We start from the raw sequence: 17,106 nt of genomic DNA, 5'->3' as shown, positions 1-17,106 counted from the left end.
CCGCAGCCCCACACTGGGGACCGCTTTTGCTCGACATACATCAAATTACGCTTCGCGGAACCGATATCCGACTCCGTAAAGGGTTTCGATCATCTCGAAGTCGTCGTCGACAGCCTTGAACTTCTTGCGCAGCCGCTTGATGTGGCTGTCGATCGTGCGGTCATCGACATAGACCTGCTCATCATAGGCCGAATCCATCAGCGCATCACGGCTTTTTACCACGCCGGGACGCTGCGCCAGCGAATGCAGGATCAGGAACTCCGTGACGGTAAGCGTCACCGGCTCACCCTTCCAGGTGCAGGTATGGCGTTCCTGGTCCATGACGAGCTGGCCACGTTCGAGCGAGCGGGCCTGCTGACTCGGCGCTTTTGCCGCGGCCTCGCGGGCACTGGCACGGCGCAGCACGGCGCGCACCCGCTCCACCAGCAGGCGCTGCGAGAACGGTTTGCGGATAAAGTCGTCGGCGCCCATCTTGAGACCGAACAATTCATCGATCTCGTCGTCCTTAGAGGTCAGGAAGATCACCGGCAGGTCGGATTTCTGGCGCATCCGGCGCAGCAGCTCCATGCCGTCCATGCGCGGCATCTTGATGTCGAGGATGGCGAGATTAGGCGGCCTGGCCGCCAGGCCTTCCAGCGCGGACGCACCATCCGTGTAGGTCTCGACACGATATCCCTCGGATTCGAGGGCGATCGACACCGACGTCAGAATGTTGCGGTCGTCATCGACAAGCGCGATTGTTGCCATTTCAAGCGGCTCCCTCATGAGCTGTCCCTTCTGTCGTAGAGAAGGGGCTTTTGCAGGACAAATTAGGTACAAAATGTGGCATAGGCCTTAACCGCTGTCACGCGCGGGGTGCCGCCGGCCACAATCCGACCTCGACATGGATTGGACGAACGAACCTCGCCAATCCTTTGGGCAACCGCGAAACTTTTCGCATATATAAACGATTTAAACAACTTTCAAAATATTTAAATCGATTAATGATTTGATATCATTTGGCTTTTCTGGTTCTGACGATCCTAGCCTGCTTAGTGGGTGTGCCGGAAATACGCCGGCAAAGATGCGGCAAATCTTGAAAAGGGTCACCAATGTCGGAAGTCGGCAAACGCAATCCTGCCTGCGCGATCGATCGTGTCGGTCTGAAAACCTCTGGCACGGTGCGCTACAATTTCGGCGCGGCCGCGCTCTACGAGGAAGCGATCCGGCGCGGTGAAGCCCGGCTGACCGGGCATGGCGCGCTGCTCGCCGAGACCGGCCAGCACACCGGTCGCTCGCCCAAGGACAAGTTCATCGTCCGCGACGCCGCCACCGAGCCGCAAGTCTGGTGGGACAACAACAAGGCGATCTCGCCGGCACAGTTCGACGCCTTGCTCGCCGATTTCCAGGCCCATGCCGGGGACAAGGACCTCTATGTGCAGGACCTGGTCGGCGGTGCCGACGCGGAGCTAAAGCTGCCCACCAGGGTGATCACCGAACTTGCCTGGCACTCGTTGTTCATCCGTAACCTGCTCATCCGTCCCGAGGCGGCCGAACTCGAACACTTCGTGCCCGGGATGACGATCATCGACCTGCCGTCCTTCCGGGCCGATCCCGGCCGTCACGGCAGCCGCACCGAGACGGTGATCGCCGTCGACCTGACGCGCAAGATCGTGCTGATCGGGGGCACCTCCTATGCCGGCGAGATGAAGAAGTCGGTGTTCACCATGCTCAACTACCTCCTGCCGGAGAAAGGCGTGATGCCTATGCACTGTTCGGCCAATGAGGGACCGGCCGGCGATGCCGCTATTTTCTTCGGCCTGTCGGGAACCGGCAAGACCACGCTGTCGGCCGATCCGTCGCGCACCTTGATCGGCGATGACGAGCACGGCTGGGGTCCGCACGGCATCTTCAATTTCGAAGGCGGCTGCTACGCCAAGACGATCAAGCTGTCGGCGGAAGCCGAGCCGGAGATCTTCGCCACCACGCAGCGCTTCGGCACCGTGCTGGAAAACGTCGTACTCGACGCCGATGGCATGCCGGATTTCAATGACGGCAGGCTCACCGAAAACACACGCTGCGCCTATCCGCTCGACTTCATCCCCAATGCCTCGAAGACCGGGCGCGCCAGTCACCCGAAGAACATCATCATGCTGACCGCCGACGCTTTCGGCGTGATGCCGCCGATCGCCCGGCTGACGCCGGCGCAGGCGATGTATCATTTCCTTTCCGGCTACACGGCCAAGGTGGCCGGAACGGAAAGGGGCGTGACCGAGCCGGAAGCGACTTTCTCGACCTGTTTCGGCGCGCCGTTCATGCCGCGCCATCCGTCGGAATACGGCAATCTTCTGCGCGAGCTCATCGCTCGCCACGGCGCCGATTGCTGGCTGGTCAACACCGGCTGGACCGGCGGTGCCCATGGCACCGGCAAGCGCATGCCGATCAAGGCGACGCGCGCCTTGCTCGCCGCCGCCCTCGACGGCTCGCTGAAGGCAGGCGTTTTCCGCACCGACGCCAATTTCGGCTTCGAGGTGCCGGTGGCGGTCCCGGGCGTCGACGGCGCCATCCTCGACCCGCGATCGACCTGGGCCGACAAATCGGCCTATGACCGGCAAGCGGCAAGGCTGGTCGGCATGTTCGCCGTCAATTTCGAGAAGTTCGAAAGCCATGTCGACGCCTCCGTCCTCGGCGCGGCGCCGCACATGCAGGAAGCGGCGGAATAGGCGCAGGTAGGACGTCGGTGCCGTCAGCCGTCGGTCGAGACAGTGACAGACTTCCACACCTCGATTTCCTGCCGGAGACGTTCGATTCTGTCCGACACGAGCTTGAGAGCATCGCTGCCAAGCAGAAGCTGCGGCGGCGGATCACTGGAGTCGACTAGGCCTAAAACGGCGGCTGCCAGTTTATCGGGATCACCGAGCTGCTTGCCGCTCTTTACCTGTCGCGCCTCACGTATCGGATCAAAAAGCGCGTCGTAGTCAGTGATTGATCTCTCTGTGCGGACCATTGATCGTCCAGCCCAATCCGTCCGGAACGAGCCGGGGCAGACCGCGGTCACGCGGACACCGAACGGGGCCATTTCCGAACGCATCACCTCCGATATGCCCTGGAGCGCAAACTTGCTGCCGCAATAGTAAGCAATGCCGGGCATGGTAATCATGCCGCCCATCGACGTGACATTAACGATGAATCCACGACGTCGCTCCCGGAACCGGGGAAGAAAAGCCTTAGCGACGGCGACAGCGCCGAAGACATTCACGTCGAACTGACGCCGCATCTCTTCGATCGGCGACTCTTCAAGCACTCCCTCGTGGCCGTAGCCGGCATTGTTGATCAGCACGTCAACCGGTCCATGTTCGTTCTCCGCCTGCCTGACGACGTCGGGTATGGCGTCGAATTCCGTTACGTCGCACAGTACCGGTCGAGCTGCGGGAAGAACGTCGGCGAGCGCTGCGCGTGATGTCTCCGAGCGAACGGCGCCAATCACCTTATGGCCGATCTGGATAGCCGCGGAAGCTATCGCCAAGCCGAAGCCGGAATTCGCGCCGGTGATAAAGAAGGTCTTCTGTGACATGATCGCAAGCTTTCCTTGATTGGTGATGAGTTGACAAATATTATGAGGAACCGAGCGTTTCGATCGCGGATTCTCTGAATTTGTTGCCAAATCCTATTCTTCCCAAACACGGACGATCCAAGCTGGTTGAGTTGGCCGGAGCTCTCGCCCCTCTTTGCGGCTACAATCCGACCGCGTTCAGCCGCGTCCGCATACTCCGGACGGAAGCCGTGCTTCACGACATCCCGGTCCTCTATAAGCCAGGCGCGGTGTTCGTATTACAGGGAAGCAAGCAGGGTATCCTCGAAAGGGAGATCTACCTCTACGACGAGGAGCACTATCTGGCGGTTTCGGTGCCCGTTCCATTCCGCATGAAATCGATGGCCAGCTCGGAGCGACCATTGCTTGCGGTCTATGTTGAGTTCGATATGCAGATGGCAGCCGAGCTCGCCATACAAGCTCAGATGCATGCCGAACCGGCGCGCGGCAAGCCGCGAGGTCTCGTGTCAAGCAGGATGGCCCCCGAAATAGAGGATGTCCTGCTGCGCCTCCTTGTGGCACTTCGCAGCCCCGTTGAAGCTCTCGTCCTTGGTGACGGCATTCTGCGCGAACTGCATTACCGGGTGCTGGTCGGCCCGCAGGGCGGTGCAATGCTCGCGGCGCTGCAGCAGAAAGGCACGTCCGGAAGGATTATCCAGAGCCTGGCCTGGTTGCGAGAGAACTACGGTTCTGAAATTTCGATCGGCGACCTGGCAAAAGACGTGGGCATGAGCGTTCCTTCCTACCATGTCCATTTCAAGAGCCTGACCGGCAACAGTCCAATGCAGTACGTGAAGGCGATACGGCTCCACGAAGCACGATTGATGATAGCACGCCAGAACAGGACGATCGCAGAGGTCGCGGCTTTGGTAGGCTATGCGAGCCCGTCCCAATTCAGCCGCGACTTCAAACGGCATTTCGGGCGCACGGCGTCGGAAGAGACGAAATGGCTTCGTCGCCATCGTGGCGAACTCGCCTGGGCGTCGTGATCAGGATCGTATATGCCAGTTAGGGGCTGCGCTTTCGATCGGGCCTTTTCTTTTTCGGTCCGCCGCGCCATGACTGCGGCATGCCGATCGACGACGACATCATCATATCGGGCGAAGCCGTGATTCACCCGGGCGACCTGCACGAGGATTTCATCCGCTCGTCCGGTCCCGGCGGCCAGAACGTCAACAAGGTGGCGACGGCGGTGCAGCTTCGCTTCGACGCGCGGAACGCCGAGGGCCTGTCGGACCGCGTACGCGAGCGGACCATAAAACTTGCCGGCCAGCGCGCCACCAAGGATGGTGTCATCGTCATCGAGGCCGGACGCTTTCGCACACAGGAGCAAAACCGCGCCGACGCACGGACCAGGCTGGCGGCACTGGTGGCCAAGGCCGCAGAACCGCCGCCGCCGCCGCGCAAGAAGACACGGCCGTCGAAAGGCGCGGTCGAGCGTCGGCTGAAGAGCAAGGCCGGGCGCGGTACGATCAAGAAGCTGCGCGGTCGCGTGGAGAGCGATTAAGCAACACGCAAATCGTGCCCGCAAAACCACTTTCAATTTTGCGTTGCGGATGCGAGGTTTCCCTTATTGCCACAGCAAGGGAGACCTAGAGATGGGTATGTTCGATTTCGTCAAGAACGTCGGCAAGAAGCTCGGCATCGGCGGCGACGAGGAAGCCGCACCCACCGCCGACACGCTCAAGAAAGAGCTCGATTCACACAAGCTCGGTACCGATGGCGTGCAGGTCGTTGTCCAGGGTGATACGGCGGTGCTGAAGGGCGTCGTCAAGGACCAGTCGATCTTCGAAAAGGCGGTCATCGCCGTCGGCAACACGCTGGGCGTCTCCAAGGTGCAGGCCGACGAGTTGCAGGTCGCGCCGGCTTCCGGCACGGCGGCCGCAGCCAAGGAGCCGACTTTCTATACGGTCCAGAAGGGCGACAATCTCTGGAAGATCGCCGAAAAGAGCTATGGCAAGGGCCAGGGCGCCAAGAACACGGTCATCTTCGAGGCGAACAAGCCGATGCTGACCCATCCCGACAAGATCTATCCGGGCCAGGTTCTGCGTATTCCAGAACTTGGCTAATCGCCGGGCATGGTTGTATCAAAACGCTGAATCAGTGCGCCGCGCGTCCGAAAGGCGCGCGGCGTTGCCTTTACCAGCGGCGCTTCAGCGAAGCCGTGATGTTGCGGCCCTGGCCCATGTAGCAATAACCGGAATTGCACACCGTCGCGCGGTCATCGGCAATGTTGCGGACGGCGAAAGCGGCCGAGACACCTTCATACCTCTTGTCGATGGCGCCGAAATCGTAGGACGCCGAGGCATCGAGATAGACGGCGGCATCGTTCTTGGCGGTGTTTGACGTGTCGGTATAGGTCGCGCTCTGCAGCCGCACGCCGGCTCCCACCGAAAGGCCGGGTGCCGCACTGCCCTCGTCGAATTTGTAGTTCGCCCAGAGGCTCGCGACATGTTCGGGGGTGACGGCGGGGACCTTGTCCAACTCCGTCGAGTCAGGGCCTGCGCCCGTGATCTCGGCATGGTTGTAGTTATAGGCCGCGATCACGTCGAGCCCGTCCATGACGGCCGCGCGGGCTTCCAGTTCAAAACCATTGCTGGTGACCTCGCCCAGTGAACGATAGGTGCCCGCATTGGGATCGACGACTACCGGCTTGTTCTTCTCGACCAGATGGTAGGCGACCGCGGACAGCAGGATATCCGTTCCCGGTGGCTGGTACTTGACCCCCACTTCGAACTGTTCGCCCTTCGTAGGCTGAAGAATGCCGCCGCCATCGGCCGAGCGGTTCGAGATCGGTTCGAATGACGTCGCGTAGCTGGCGAAGGGCGCGACGCCGCTATCGAACAGATAGAGGGCGCCGGCCTGCATGCTGAAGGCGTTCTTGTCCACCGCTTCGGAACCGCCCCCAAAATAGTCGCGCGTCTGCTCGACCCAGGTCTGGCGGCCACCGAGCGTGAAACGCCATTTGTCCAGTTCGACCTGGTCCAGCGCATAGACGCCGGTCTGGCTCAGATCCGCGTCGGACGCAGAGAAAGTGGTGTCCGGGGTCGGGCCGGAGAAACCGTAGGTCGGGTTGGCAATGTCGAAATCGTAAGCCGGATCGGTCGGATCGAACCCATAGCCGAAGGAAGAGGTCAGGTTCGTGTAGTCGAGGCCGAGAAGCAGCGTGTGGGCGAGCGCCTCGGTGTCGAACCTGGCCTCGACCTGATTGTCGGCCTGGAAGACGTTCATTTCGTCGCGAATTGCGGTCGCATAACGATGCGCGACCGTACCTGTCCAACCGGAGACCGCGAGATAGCGCGACCTCAGGTCGAGATGGGAGTATCGTACATTCTGGCGCACCGTGATGCCGCCGCCGAAGTCGTGCTCGAACTTGTAGCCGACCTGCTGCTGCCGGATCTTCTGATGGTCATAGTCGGGGTCGCTCTCGCGCAGGGTGTGGACCTTTCCCGACGGATCGGTGATCACGCCGACATTGGAATCGGTCTCGTCCGCCTGCACCAGCCCATAGATGGTGAAGGACGTCGCGGCGTCCGGATTCCAGGTGAACGACGGCTGCAGCAAATAGCGGTCGTCGGCGATGTCGAAATTGGTGTCGCCGTTTCGCGCCAGGCCGACGATCCTGTAGAGGAAATCGTCACTGCCCTTGGTGACCGGACCGCCGAAATCGAAGGCGGCCTGCGCCCTGTCCTTCGTGCCATAAAGCAGTTCGACTTCCCTGATCCTGTCCTCGGTCGGCAGCTTGGGCACCTTGTTGACGATGCCTGCCGGCGTTCCCGCGCCGTAAAGCACCGATACCGGTCCCTTGATCACCTCGACGCGTTCGAGCGAGTAGGGGTCGGTGCGGAACGTGCCGTAGTTGATATAGGGCTGGCGCAGGCCGTCCTTGTAGTCGCCGAGCGTGGTTGCGTCGTAGCCCCTGATATAGATCTGGTCGAATCGCGGGTCGAATCCGTAAGCGCCGGTGCTGACGCCTGAGGAATAACGCACCGCCTCGATAATGTCCTGCGCGCCGCGCTCATCGAGTTCCTTGCGTGTCACCACCGAGACCGAGCGGGGCGTTTCGATGAGCGGCGTGTCCGTCTTGGTCGCACCGGAGCTGCGCTTGGCGGCCACCGTCTTGTCGTCCTCGGGGGACGTGTCGCCGCCGGCCTCGCCGCTGACCGTAATGGGCTCGAGCACGGTGGCGCCGCCCGATGCCTGGGTGCCTGCCTGCTGGGCGGAGGCTTGGTAGGCACCAGCCAGCGTCGCCAGGCATGTCGTGGCAAGCAGCCCTCGCCGCGACCAGATGCAGCCCCGTTCGATCGCGTTGAAGCCTTGAAGAAATGTCACTTCCATATCCCTCGCTCTCGTTGGCTGCCCGCGGCTTCTCTGGACGCGGAAGCTGAAAATTCTTGCGTCAACCGGTCCGGTTCTAAATCTTGACTATGTTAGTCATCTTTGTTCGTCAACCGCCATTTGGCCAAGACGAATTCGCTGCGGCCATCGCTCGTAAAAACCACGACCGCTTTCGGGTCGCCGTTTTCGTCTGGCGGTGGCATGCTGAGGCTCCGAACCATTCACATGAGCCAACCCATGCTCGTTCTGCCCAAAGGCATCCGTCACATGCCGGCCCATCTGTCCCGCGCCGTCCAGGAGACGCTGGTCGAGGAGGTGAGAAGCATTGTCCAGCAGGCGCCGCTGTTCGTGCCGGCCATGCCTCGGACCGGCAAGGAGATGAGCGTGCGCATGACCAATTGCGGCCCTCTCGGCTGGGTCACCGACAAGGAACGCGGCTATCGCTACCAGCCGACGCATCCGCTGACCGGAGAGCCGTGGCCGCCTATCCCCGACAGTCTGCTCGACCTGTGGCGGCAGGTGTCGGGCTATCCCAATCCACCGCAGGCCTGCCTGATCAATTTCTACACGCCGGAAGCGAAGATGGGCCTGCATCAGGATCGCGACGAGGCCGATTTCTCGGCACCCGTCGTCTCCGTCTCGCTGGGTGACGATTGCCTGTTCAGGGTCGGCCAGACAACCCGTGATGGCGCCACCAAATCGTTCAGGCTCAAAAGCGGCGATGTCGTCGTGCTTGGCGGCGAGGGCCGTCTTGCCTTCCATGGCGTCGACCGCATCTATCCTTCGACCTCGGCGCTGCTCAAGAACGGCGGCAGGATCAATCTGACGTTGCGGCGGGTGACGAAGCCCGACGAGGGCGCCGTATAGGCGAGGGTTCGCGCCCCGCACGGCGCCGCCGACCTTTGGGCGACCCGCGATAGTTCAGTTCAGCGCAGCGGTGAAAAAATCGCCGAGACCAGATGGAAAGGCAAAGCGCCGTAGGTGGCGACCGTCGCCTGATCGTCCCATTGGCGGAACTGCCGGGACGGCCGCGCTTCCAGCGTCAGGGCATGCTGTCGGCCATCGAACGTAACCTTGCCGCGAAAGCACAGCACCCGCTCTCCACCAGACCGGCTGATGGCCATCGCACGCAGACGCGCGACGTGGTCGTCGCCCACATTGATCTCCATTTCGATGCGGCGCCGGACCGGCGGGACGCTGATCCTGATCGTGATGTCCAGCATCATCTCCCCCGCCGTCGCAGGGCACGGTATGGTCTGCGAGAAGGCCAGGGGCGACTGTCCTTCCAGCGGCTCGCGAGGTGCCTGCCTGCCGCGCCATGCTCTGCCGCGCCATGCCCTGGCGGGCGGCTCCTGCCGCAGCCGACCGCTCTTGCGTCTCAGCCGCAACTGCTTGGCGAAGCCGCGCGACAGCCAGGTCAGCCTGCCGAAGTCGGTTCGCGGCTTGGCCTGCAGCACCGCCGACCAGCGTGCAAGGCCGGTGCGGTCGGCCATGTCCAGCACGCGCGCCAGCACCTTGTCAGGCACCGTCACGCCAACAGCGAGCGCAAGGTAGGAAAGCGCCACCGCCGCGGCAACGGCAAGGCCACGCCTGGCGACGACATCGAGGAACACGTCCCAGTCGACGCCGCCGGTGCGAATGGCCACCGCGCAATCGACCAGCCAATCGCTGTGGGTATGGGCATCGAGCCCGCCATGCGCGATGGCGAGCGCGATGCGATCCGCGGGCGACGGCACCAACACGCCGACACCGCTGAATTCGGCCGTCGCCGCGCGCTGCCAGATCGCCTGGTCATCCTCGTCGCTTTGCTGCGAGCCGTCATAGGCAAGCTGGTGCAGATCGATATCGCCATAACTGCCCTTGAAAAAATTCATCGAGCGCAGCGACGCCAGCCTTGTCCTCAGATATTGGGGACTCACCCCGGTGGCGATCTGCCAGTCGCCGTCGCGCAGCACGCCGAATGCCGCCGGCATGTCCTGCGGCCGCACCAATATGTCGATGTCGTGCGCCACCCGGCCACGCTGCGCCGAGGCGTTCAAGGCAATGCGGCTGGCACCCTTGATCAGCATCACCAGGCAGCCGGAATCCGTCATCGCCTGCAGCGCCGGTTCGGCCTCGCGCATCGCCATGCGCGACTTGGTCCACAGCATCTTTTGCAGGCCGACAAGGCGCGGATAGGCGGATTGGCCGGCCAATTTCCGTCCGAACCGATCGCAGATCGCGGCCAGCAGCCGGTGTTCCCTGAAGGAGACAAGGTCGATGTCGTTCGCGCTTAGCCACTGCATGGCGCAACCGGCGGCCGCGTCCTCATCGACAAGAAGGGCAGCCTTGAGCAGTTGGTCGAGCCCGCCCGTCGGCCAGGACCAGCCATAGTCCGGGAAACGTCGGCTGATGCGGCGAATGCCCGCCATCAGCCCGCGCCGGCCTTGTTCCGGGCCCGTCGCAGCATGGCGAGCCGCGCCACTTCGAGATAGCCGCGGTCGCGCGCCGCATCGCGGCCATAGGACAGGCTGCCGGGCCTGATGCGGCGCAGCGCCAGCACCTCTTCCACCATGTCGAGGGCAAGGCCCGTCTCGCGTGCCCGCGCGATCCAGTCGATCATTTCGCCGCGGCCGCCCGGCGGATCGACGATTGGTCCGACGGTCTCGGCGGCCTCGCGCCGGATCAGCATCGTGGTCCGCGACCAACCGGGTACGATCGCGTCCTCGGGTGCATCGGGCCGGTCATTGCGGAAGTTTCGCAAATGGCAAAAAACGCCCGACGTTGCGGGATGCCTTTCGAGATGCGCGAGCTGTGTTTCGGCCTTGCTCGGCAGCCACAGATCGTCGGCATCGAGCGTTGCAATGAGCGGCGTCGACAAGGCGGCGATGCCCCTTGTCGTGGCGCTCCCAGGTCCGGCATTTGCCTGGCGCAGCAATTGCAGCGGCAGGTCCGTTCCGCCGATCGCCGCCGCGAGATCGTCGCTGGATCCATCGTCGACGATCACCACCAGCTCAGGCCGCACTGTCTGCGCCGCGACCGATCGCAGCGTCTCGGCGATGGTGCCGCTGGCGTTGAAGGCCGGTATGACGACGCCATAGCTCCGCATGCTACATGAAGCGCCAGTTGGCGAGTTCTTTGACATCGAAGATGCCTTCGATCCCGCGCAGTGAAGGGTCGGCCTTGCGCCGTTTCATCGATTTGTGGATGGCCCGCAAGAATTCCCGAAGGGATGTGTCGACCTGCTTTGTCATGTTGCCGGGATGACGTCGGTAGTAAAGCGATACGGTATCCGGCAGGACGAATCTGGGGCCGCTTTCAAAGGTGCGCAGCAGGTAGTCGGTGTCTTCGGCCTGGCCGAAGGCCTCGTCGAAGCCGCCGATCCGTTCGATGAGCTTACGCGAGAAAATGCCTGACGACAGATGAATTCCCCGCACGGTCATGAAATGGCTGCCGGGGCAGGGTTCCAGCAGATCGTCGTCGATGTGTTCGACCATCATCATCAGGGAATAGGTAAGCTCCAGAGCGGGGTCGGCGTCAAAGCATGCGATATCGGCCTTGAATCGTCCCGCAGGCGAGACATCATCCGAATCGAGGAACGACACGAGCTCCGTTTCCGGCGTGAGCAGTCTGAGACCAGCGTTGCGAGCCCGGGTCACGCCCATGTTCTCTTGCCGGAAAAGACGAATGCAGGGGTTCTCGGCCATCATCGAACGCACGGCCTCCGGCGACCCGTCGGTCGAGCCGTCGTCGATCACGATGATGTCGAGATCGGCGGCATCTTGCTGCCGCACGAGCGAGCGCAGCGCCGAGACGACATAGCGCTCGCGATTGTACACAGGCATGATCACGCTGAGCTTCACCGGGCGCCTCGTGTCAGGAAATCCTCGATCGTGCGGGCGATCTCTGCCGGGTCGATGCCGAGGGACAAACGGAAGCACGGCAGGTGGCGCGTCAATTCGCTGAAGAAGCGAAAGCCGCTTTCGCGCTCGCCCGGCATCTGGGCGATGCCGGACGGCGCCAAGGCAATCATGGCATCCCTGCGCGACACCGGCATAATCGAACTTGCTCCGCCTCCGCTGATATGTGGCACCACCAGCGCGACGATGTCCAGCATGGCGGGCACCGGCCGAGGCGCGATATCATGAATATGGAACGTGTGCTTGCCTTGCCAGTTCAGCGGGCCTTGCGCCGTTAGCCGCTGCCGCAGGCCCAGCCGGGCGAAACCTTCCGTGTCCTGCTTCAACGTCGAAAAAAGGGGGCGCGCGGTCACGCCGTCGGTGAGATCGATCAGCACATAGTCGTCGCCGACACTGTCGAGCCCGTTAAGCAGGCCGGCGGCGACGGTCCCCGATTTCCCGGCCCCGCCCGAGCCGGCAAGCAGAATACCGTTGCCGTCGATGCCAAGCGTGCCGGCATGCGTCAGCCGCATGCCGCGCGCGGCATATTCCCAGTGCAGGAAGGCGCGCAGCGGTGCTCCCGGCTCCCAGGGCGGAAAGGCATCGGCCGAGGCCATCAGCTGCACGCCGACGCGGCGGTGCGGATCGTAGACCTGCCAGAAATCCAGGTCGTGGAAATGGTGCCCGCGCAAACCGGCTTCGGCGAGCCGTTTGGCAAAACCGTGCTCGGTGAAATGGGCATCGCCCCAGTGCGCCGGCTCCGGGATGCCGTCAATGCCGGGATGCGCGATGAAGATGCGACCCGTGGACGGTGCCGGCTGGTCATGCCCGGGCTCGACAAAAGCATGGCCCAATGCATCGGCAAGCACGCCGTGACCGAGATGCACGGTCAGTTCAAGCCAGGGCAGGCGAACCTTTCGCATGGTCGGATAGCACGCGGCCGCGCCTTCAGCGGCGGCGATGAGATACCTGGCGTAATCCGGCAAGGTTTCGAGCGTGACGCGCGGCATCAATCGCCTTCCATCACGCTGCGGCCGCCCCGTCAGGAAGCCTGCTTGACCGCCGGCCAGCCGAGAGGTTCCTCGACCTCGTGGATGGGATCAACGACGATCAGGTCGGCGAGGTCGTCGTGAATGCTCACATTGAGCGGCTCGTTCGTGGCGGCAAGCTCGGCAGGCAAATCGCCCGGCAAAGGCTGCGCCGCCGCGTCCAAGCGCACCAGCAAACCCAATTCGAGCAATTGCGATATGAAGCGTTCGAGTTCGGCCTGGCCTATTGTCGAGCCGCCGGCGCTCAGCCCGACCAGAGCCTGGGCGTCCGCGCCGGATGAAAGCGCCTGCCATACCTTGCTGCCGGAATCGGAAAAGCCGAAATATTTGCCATTGGCAAGATTGAGCACCACGGCCTCGCCATCGAAAGATTCGAAAACGATATCCCGGCTCGCTACCGCATAGGCGTGGGAGTCATGCGTCATTGTTGCCCCGTCCTGCATTTCCTGCCCGCCAGCAGGACCGCTTCCACCAACAACGCCTGTAAACTTTCAGGTCTTCCTTGGCAAGGTAACCTTTGCCGGCAACGCGGGACCATTTCCGGGTTCAGTCGAAAGCCGGGCGGATCAAGCCTCGATTTCAAGCGGCGACAATGGCTTGGAACAACAGGCCAGGATGAAGCCATCATCGATCTCATGATCGAGGATGCCGCCATTGTGGCTCATCTCGACGCTGCCGGAGACTTTCTTCACTTTGCAAGTTCCGCAAAGGCCGAATTCGCAGGCGGCCGGTATTCGCACGCCCGAGGCGCGCGCCGTCTGCAGCACGGTCTGGCCGCCGACACAGTCGGCGTCGACATCCGAAAGCGCGAAGCGGATCGGCGTCGCGGCTTCGACGCAAATCGCCGCGCCGTCTTCAGCCGGCGAGGCAAACGGCGCCGGGATTTCCTCCATCGCCGGCGCGGCAAAGCTCTCCTGATGGTATTTTGCCATGTCGAACCCGGCGGCCTCCAGCATGCCGCGCACGGCGCGCATGAAAGGGTCGGGGCCGCAGCAGAAGATTTCGCGTTCGCGGAAATCGGGCGCCAGGAGCGGCAGCCGGATGGCGTCGATGCGGCCCATATGGCCGTACCAGCCCTCGCGGCTCGACCGCTCCTCGATCATGAAGCCGAGCGACAGGCCCGGCATATGGCCGCCGAGCAGTTCGAGTTCCTTGCGAAAGATGATCTCTTCCGGGCGCCGCGCGCAATTGACGAAGCCGACATCGGTCCATGGCGCGCAGTCGTTCAGCCAGCGCAGCATCGACATCATCGGCGTCACGCCCGAACCGGCCGAGATGAACAGGTATTTCGCCGCCGGGTGGCTGTGCAGCGAAAAGTCGCCGCCCGGTCCATAGGCCTTGACGTGCGAGCCGGGCGTCAGGTGATCGAACATCCAGCGTGTGCCGACGCTGCCCGCCTGCGCCTTCACCGTCACCGCGATCGAGAATGGCCGTGACGGCGATGATGACAGCGTGTAGGTGCGCATCAGCGGGCCGTCCGGTGTCGGCAATTCCAGCGTCACGAACTGGCCCGGCTTGTAGCGGAACCAGGTCTGGTTGTCGGAGCGGAAGGTGAAGGTCTTGACGTCGGGCGCCTCGTCGCTGACGCCGGTTACTTCCAGCACCTGCAGCCTGTCGTTCCACGGCGCCATCTGGTCGAGGTGGCGATAGAGGCCAAGATCAGTCATGGCGTTCATCCCTGCATACCTTTCATTTTGGGCGTGTCGTGATCCCAAAGCCGCTGCACAGTTTTGGCCGACATGCGCTAGGCGACACTGCGCAGAGCAGGCCGGCCGTCTTCGGAAAGCCGTGGGCCGATAAAGCGCGCGTACCAGTCGACGAACTGGATGACGCCGCCCTCGTGCAGCTCCGAATAGGGACCGGGCTCGTAGGCCGGCGACAGGATGCCGAAGGCGTTTTCCTCGACGATGCGGCGGTCCTGGTCGTTGGTCTCGGTCCAGACATGGGTGAGTTCGGCGAGATCGTAGTCGACGCCTTCCACGGCATCCTTGTGGACCAGCCATTTGGTCGTAACCGCTGTTTCCGTGGCGCTGACCGGCAGCACGCGGAACGTCACCGCATGATCCACGAGGATATGGTTCCAGGTTGTCGGGTAGTGATAGTGCATCAGCGTGCCGATCCGGTCGGCCGAGACGCTGTCGGACAGGTTCTTCTTCACCGCCCGCTTGCCGGTCATCGTGTAGCTCTGGGCATCGCGCAGCAGCGGCGCGCGGGTGGCGCGGTATTGTCCAGCCGGGTCGATGCGAAACTTGCTGGGCAGGCCAACAGCTTCGCACCTCGCCCAGTGGGCCAGCATCTCCGGATCGCTGTCGGCGCCTTGCACGCCGGTCACGGTCGGCGCTTCCGGGAAGGTCTTGCACAGCTCAGGATGATTGCCCGCGCAATGGTAGCATTCGCGGTTGTTTTCCCAGACCAGCTTCCAGTTGCCCTTCTCGATGATCGTGCTCTCGAAGGCGATCTTGGCCTCGCTCAGCCGGTGCGGCAGGAGATAGGGCTCGATCATCGCCCGCATCGGCGCGAAGTCGGCGGGCTCCTTGGCCAGGCAGATGAAGACATAGCCGGCGACGCTTTCGCAGGCGACCGGCTTGAGCCCGAACTGGCTCTTGTCGAACCCATCGGCCATCTGGCGGGCGAACAGCAGCCGGCCGTCGAGTTCGTAGGTCCACTGGTGATAGGGACACACCAGTTTGGCGGCCATGCCCTTCTCGGTGTTGCAGACGCGGCTGCCGCGATGGCGGCAGGAATTGTGGAAAGCGTTGATCTTGCCCTGCTGATCGCGCACCAGCACGACCGGATAATCGCCGATCTGCACGGTGATGAAGCTGCCCGGCTTGGGCAACTCGCAATCATGGCCGATGAACAGCCAGTCGCGATACCAGATCAGTTCCATGTCAAGCTTGAAGTAGTCCGGGTCGGTATAGAAGGGCTGTTCCAGCGAAAGGCCCTGTCTGCGGCCGTTTAAAAGCCTCAGCATGTCGTTGCGCGCGTCCATGTCCTGTCCTCATTTTCAAGGACTGAACTGGTGGTGATGGAGGAAGGACTGGGCGCAAGCCGGCGAAAGCCGGACAACACCATCCGCCCCTTGACCGCCCACCGCGATCAGTCGAGTTCTAGCGATCTCGGGCTGGTTTCCGGGCTCTGGAGTTGTCCTGGCGGACCATCGCGACACCTTCCCAAGCTTTCGCCCAGTGGTCTCCCGTTGCGACTTGAACTCCACCACCGTTGCGGGGGCAGCGCCGGAATCTGACCGGCTTCCCAATTCTCCGCTCCGTCGTCACGCAGCGGCACCTGAGATCGCTCGATCTAATCACGACAGGGTTTGCGACATCGGCACGAAAGCGACATCGCATCCATGCGGCGCGACACGTACGCGGGATCGTCCCGGCGCGGTTGCAGCGGGGGAATCGCCTCTTCTCGCCAGGTGCGCGGGCACCGTTTTCGACCCTCAGCGGGCCGGAAAAGGGTTAATGGTTTCGAAAAGTGACTATTAGCAGAGTCTAAAATCGAACCGAACGGTTCGTTTCTGTTGACGGTGCGTGCAGGACGGTGTGAACGCCCAGCCTTCCGACACAGTTGGTGATCGGGGCGTGATCTTATGCAACTATTTGATATCAAATGGAAAAATAAGACATGTAGAAGGCGTTGGTACAATTTCAAGTGGTGGAGTCATGGTCCACGCTGAACAACTTCGTGATTGGAAACGGCAAGGGGGCTCTCCCACATCGGGGCTGTCCGAACGACGCGATTTAATCCCAAGACACGCCGCTAGACGGACGGGAAAAATACTGGAGTACAAAAATGAAAAAGATCATTCTCACTGCCGCCGCCCTTCTGGCTATTTCCGGCAGCGCCTTCGCTAGCAGCGACCATTATGGTTCGAACGCCGCGACCCCCACGGCCACTGTCGACAGCTCCTACACCGCTTCGACCAAGAAGTCGGAGCCGGCTGCCCAGACGCCTGTGACGGGCGCCGACCACAACCTCTTCGGCAACAATTAATAGCCATCCCCGGCACGCGGCGGGTGACCCTGCCGCGCTGGTGGACCTACAAATTCAGGAGTATTAAAATGAACAAGATCCTCATTGCTGCCGCCGCCGTTCTGGCCCTCTCCGGCAGCGCTTTCGCGGGCAGCGACAACTATGGCTCCAACGGCGCCAACCAGGCTGCTGCCGCTTCGACCGACAATTCGAACACCGCGTCGATCGGCAAGTCGGCTCCGGCCACCTCGGCGCCTGTCCAGCAGGGCAGCGACCGCAACCTCTTCGGCCA

General features: G+C 62.5%; 17 protein-coding genes and 1 riboswitch. Of the genes, 7 read left to right on the top strand and 10 right to left on the bottom strand.

The genetic code is table 11. The features are described from left to right. Positions 1–45: 45 nt before the first annotated feature. On the bottom strand, positions 46–747 hold the full coding sequence (locus FJW04_RS00085) for a response regulator transcription factor (RefSeq protein ID WP_010912942.1): 702 nt from the start codon (positions 745–747) through the stop codon (positions 46–48). A 344-nt stretch (positions 748–1,091) separates the two neighbouring features. On the opposite strand from FJW04_RS00085, the gene FJW04_RS00080 reads away from it, so the two are divergent. Continuing rightward, on the top strand, positions 1,092–2,702 hold the full coding sequence (locus FJW04_RS00080; protein WP_140711636.1) for a phosphoenolpyruvate carboxykinase: 1,611 nt from the start codon (positions 1,092–1,094) through the stop codon (positions 2,700–2,702). A gap of 23 nt (positions 2,703–2,725) precedes the next feature. Here the strand turns inward: FJW04_RS00080 and FJW04_RS00075 are convergent, their stop codons facing one another. Continuing rightward, on the bottom strand, positions 2,726–3,553 hold the full coding sequence (locus FJW04_RS00075; RefSeq protein ID WP_140711634.1) for an oxidoreductase: 828 nt from the start codon (positions 3,551–3,553) through the stop codon (positions 2,726–2,728). Positions 3,554–3,633: 80 nt separating this feature from the next. On the opposite strand from FJW04_RS00075, the gene FJW04_RS00070 reads away from it, so the two are divergent. From FJW04_RS00070 to lysM, 3 genes are all read left to right on the top strand, one after another. Further along, positions 3,634–4,560 carry an AraC family transcriptional regulator gene (locus tag FJW04_RS00070; protein ID WP_140711632.1) on the top strand — a complete coding sequence of 309 codons (927 nt, stop codon included), beginning with the start codon at positions 3,634–3,636 and terminating at the stop codon, positions 4,558–4,560. A gap of 80 nt (positions 4,561–4,640) precedes the next feature. Continuing rightward, the gene (arfB, locus tag FJW04_RS00065; protein WP_140615117.1) at positions 4,641–5,078 is read left to right on the top strand and encodes an alternative ribosome rescue aminoacyl-tRNA hydrolase ArfB; all 438 of its coding nucleotides are present in this window, start codon (positions 4,641–4,643) and stop codon (positions 5,076–5,078) included. A gap of 91 nt (positions 5,079–5,169) precedes the next feature. Continuing rightward, positions 5,170–5,640 (top strand): peptidoglycan-binding protein LysM, encoded by a 471-nt coding sequence (gene lysM / locus FJW04_RS00060; protein WP_015314352.1) that lies wholly within the window; start codon positions 5,170–5,172, stop codon positions 5,638–5,640. A 70-nt stretch (positions 5,641–5,710) separates the two neighbouring features. Here the strand turns inward: lysM and FJW04_RS00055 are convergent, their stop codons facing one another. Then, positions 5,711–7,909 carry a TonB-dependent siderophore receptor gene (locus FJW04_RS00055; protein WP_140711630.1) on the bottom strand — a complete coding sequence of 733 codons (2,199 nt, stop codon included), beginning with the start codon at positions 7,907–7,909 and terminating at the stop codon, positions 5,711–5,713. Positions 7,910–8,146: 237 nt separating this feature from the next. Here FJW04_RS00055 and FJW04_RS00050 point away from each other — a divergent pair, with 237 nt between their 5' ends. Continuing rightward, complete coding sequence (locus FJW04_RS00050) at positions 8,147–8,776, top strand: alpha-ketoglutarate-dependent dioxygenase AlkB (RefSeq protein ID WP_015314350.1); 630 nt, start codon at positions 8,147–8,149, stop codon at positions 8,774–8,776. A 59-nt stretch (positions 8,777–8,835) separates the two neighbouring features. On the opposite strand, the gene FJW04_RS00045 is transcribed toward FJW04_RS00050, so the two are convergent. The 7 genes from FJW04_RS00045 to FJW04_RS00015 form a co-directional block, all read right to left on the bottom strand. After that, on the bottom strand, positions 8,836–10,320 hold the full coding sequence (locus FJW04_RS00045) for a nucleotidyltransferase family protein (protein ID WP_140711628.1): 1,485 nt from the start codon (positions 10,318–10,320) through the stop codon (positions 8,836–8,838). Further along, a complete protein-coding gene (locus FJW04_RS00040) occupies positions 10,320–10,997 on the bottom strand; it encodes a glycosyltransferase family A protein (protein WP_015314348.1) in 678 nt (225 codons plus the stop codon). The genes FJW04_RS00045 and FJW04_RS00040 overlap by 1 nt, the downstream gene beginning before the upstream one ends. Before the next feature lies 1 nt (position 10,998). Continuing rightward, the gene (locus FJW04_RS00035; protein ID WP_015314347.1) at positions 10,999–11,751 is read right to left on the bottom strand and encodes a glycosyltransferase family A protein; all 753 of its coding nucleotides are present in this window, start codon (positions 11,749–11,751) and stop codon (positions 10,999–11,001) included. Then, the gene (locus FJW04_RS00030; protein WP_140711626.1) at positions 11,748–12,797 is read right to left on the bottom strand and encodes a serine kinase; all 1,050 of its coding nucleotides are present in this window, start codon (positions 12,795–12,797) and stop codon (positions 11,748–11,750) included. The genes FJW04_RS00035 and FJW04_RS00030 overlap by 4 nt, the downstream gene beginning before the upstream one ends. A gap of 32 nt (positions 12,798–12,829) precedes the next feature. Continuing rightward, complete coding sequence (locus FJW04_RS00025) at positions 12,830–13,261, bottom strand: PqqD family peptide modification chaperone (protein ID WP_140615104.1); 432 nt, start codon at positions 13,259–13,261, stop codon at positions 12,830–12,832. 141 nt (positions 13,262–13,402) lie between these two features. Next, entirely contained in the window at positions 13,403–14,503 is a 1,101-nt protein-coding gene (locus tag FJW04_RS00020; RefSeq protein WP_140711624.1) for a hybrid-cluster NAD(P)-dependent oxidoreductase, read from the bottom strand. Positions 14,504–14,580: 77 nt separating this feature from the next. Then, on the bottom strand, positions 14,581–15,828 hold the full coding sequence (locus tag FJW04_RS00015; RefSeq protein ID WP_140711622.1) for an aromatic ring-hydroxylating dioxygenase subunit alpha: 1,248 nt from the start codon (positions 15,826–15,828) through the stop codon (positions 14,581–14,583). A gap of 112 nt (positions 15,829–15,940) precedes the next feature. Continuing rightward, positions 15,941–16,143: riboswitch (cobalamin riboswitch) on the bottom strand. A 491-nt stretch (positions 16,144–16,634) separates the two neighbouring features. Between FJW04_RS00015 and FJW04_RS00010 the strand changes: the two genes are divergently transcribed. Then, a complete protein-coding gene (locus FJW04_RS00010) occupies positions 16,635–16,835 on the top strand; it encodes a DUF680 domain-containing protein (protein WP_015314343.1) in 201 nt (66 codons plus the stop codon). A gap of 68 nt (positions 16,836–16,903) precedes the next feature. Continuing rightward, positions 16,904–17,106: DUF680 domain-containing protein (locus FJW04_RS00005; RefSeq protein WP_140711620.1), on the top strand; the 203-nt coding region annotated here is incomplete at its 3' end.

Source organism: Mesorhizobium sp. B2-7-3 (assembly GCF_006440715.1).
Taxonomy (GTDB): domain Bacteria; phylum Pseudomonadota; class Alphaproteobacteria; order Rhizobiales; family Rhizobiaceae; genus Mesorhizobium; species Mesorhizobium australicum.
Note: the sequence above shows the minus strand (reverse complement) of the source record. Positions and strands in the feature narration are given on the sequence as shown.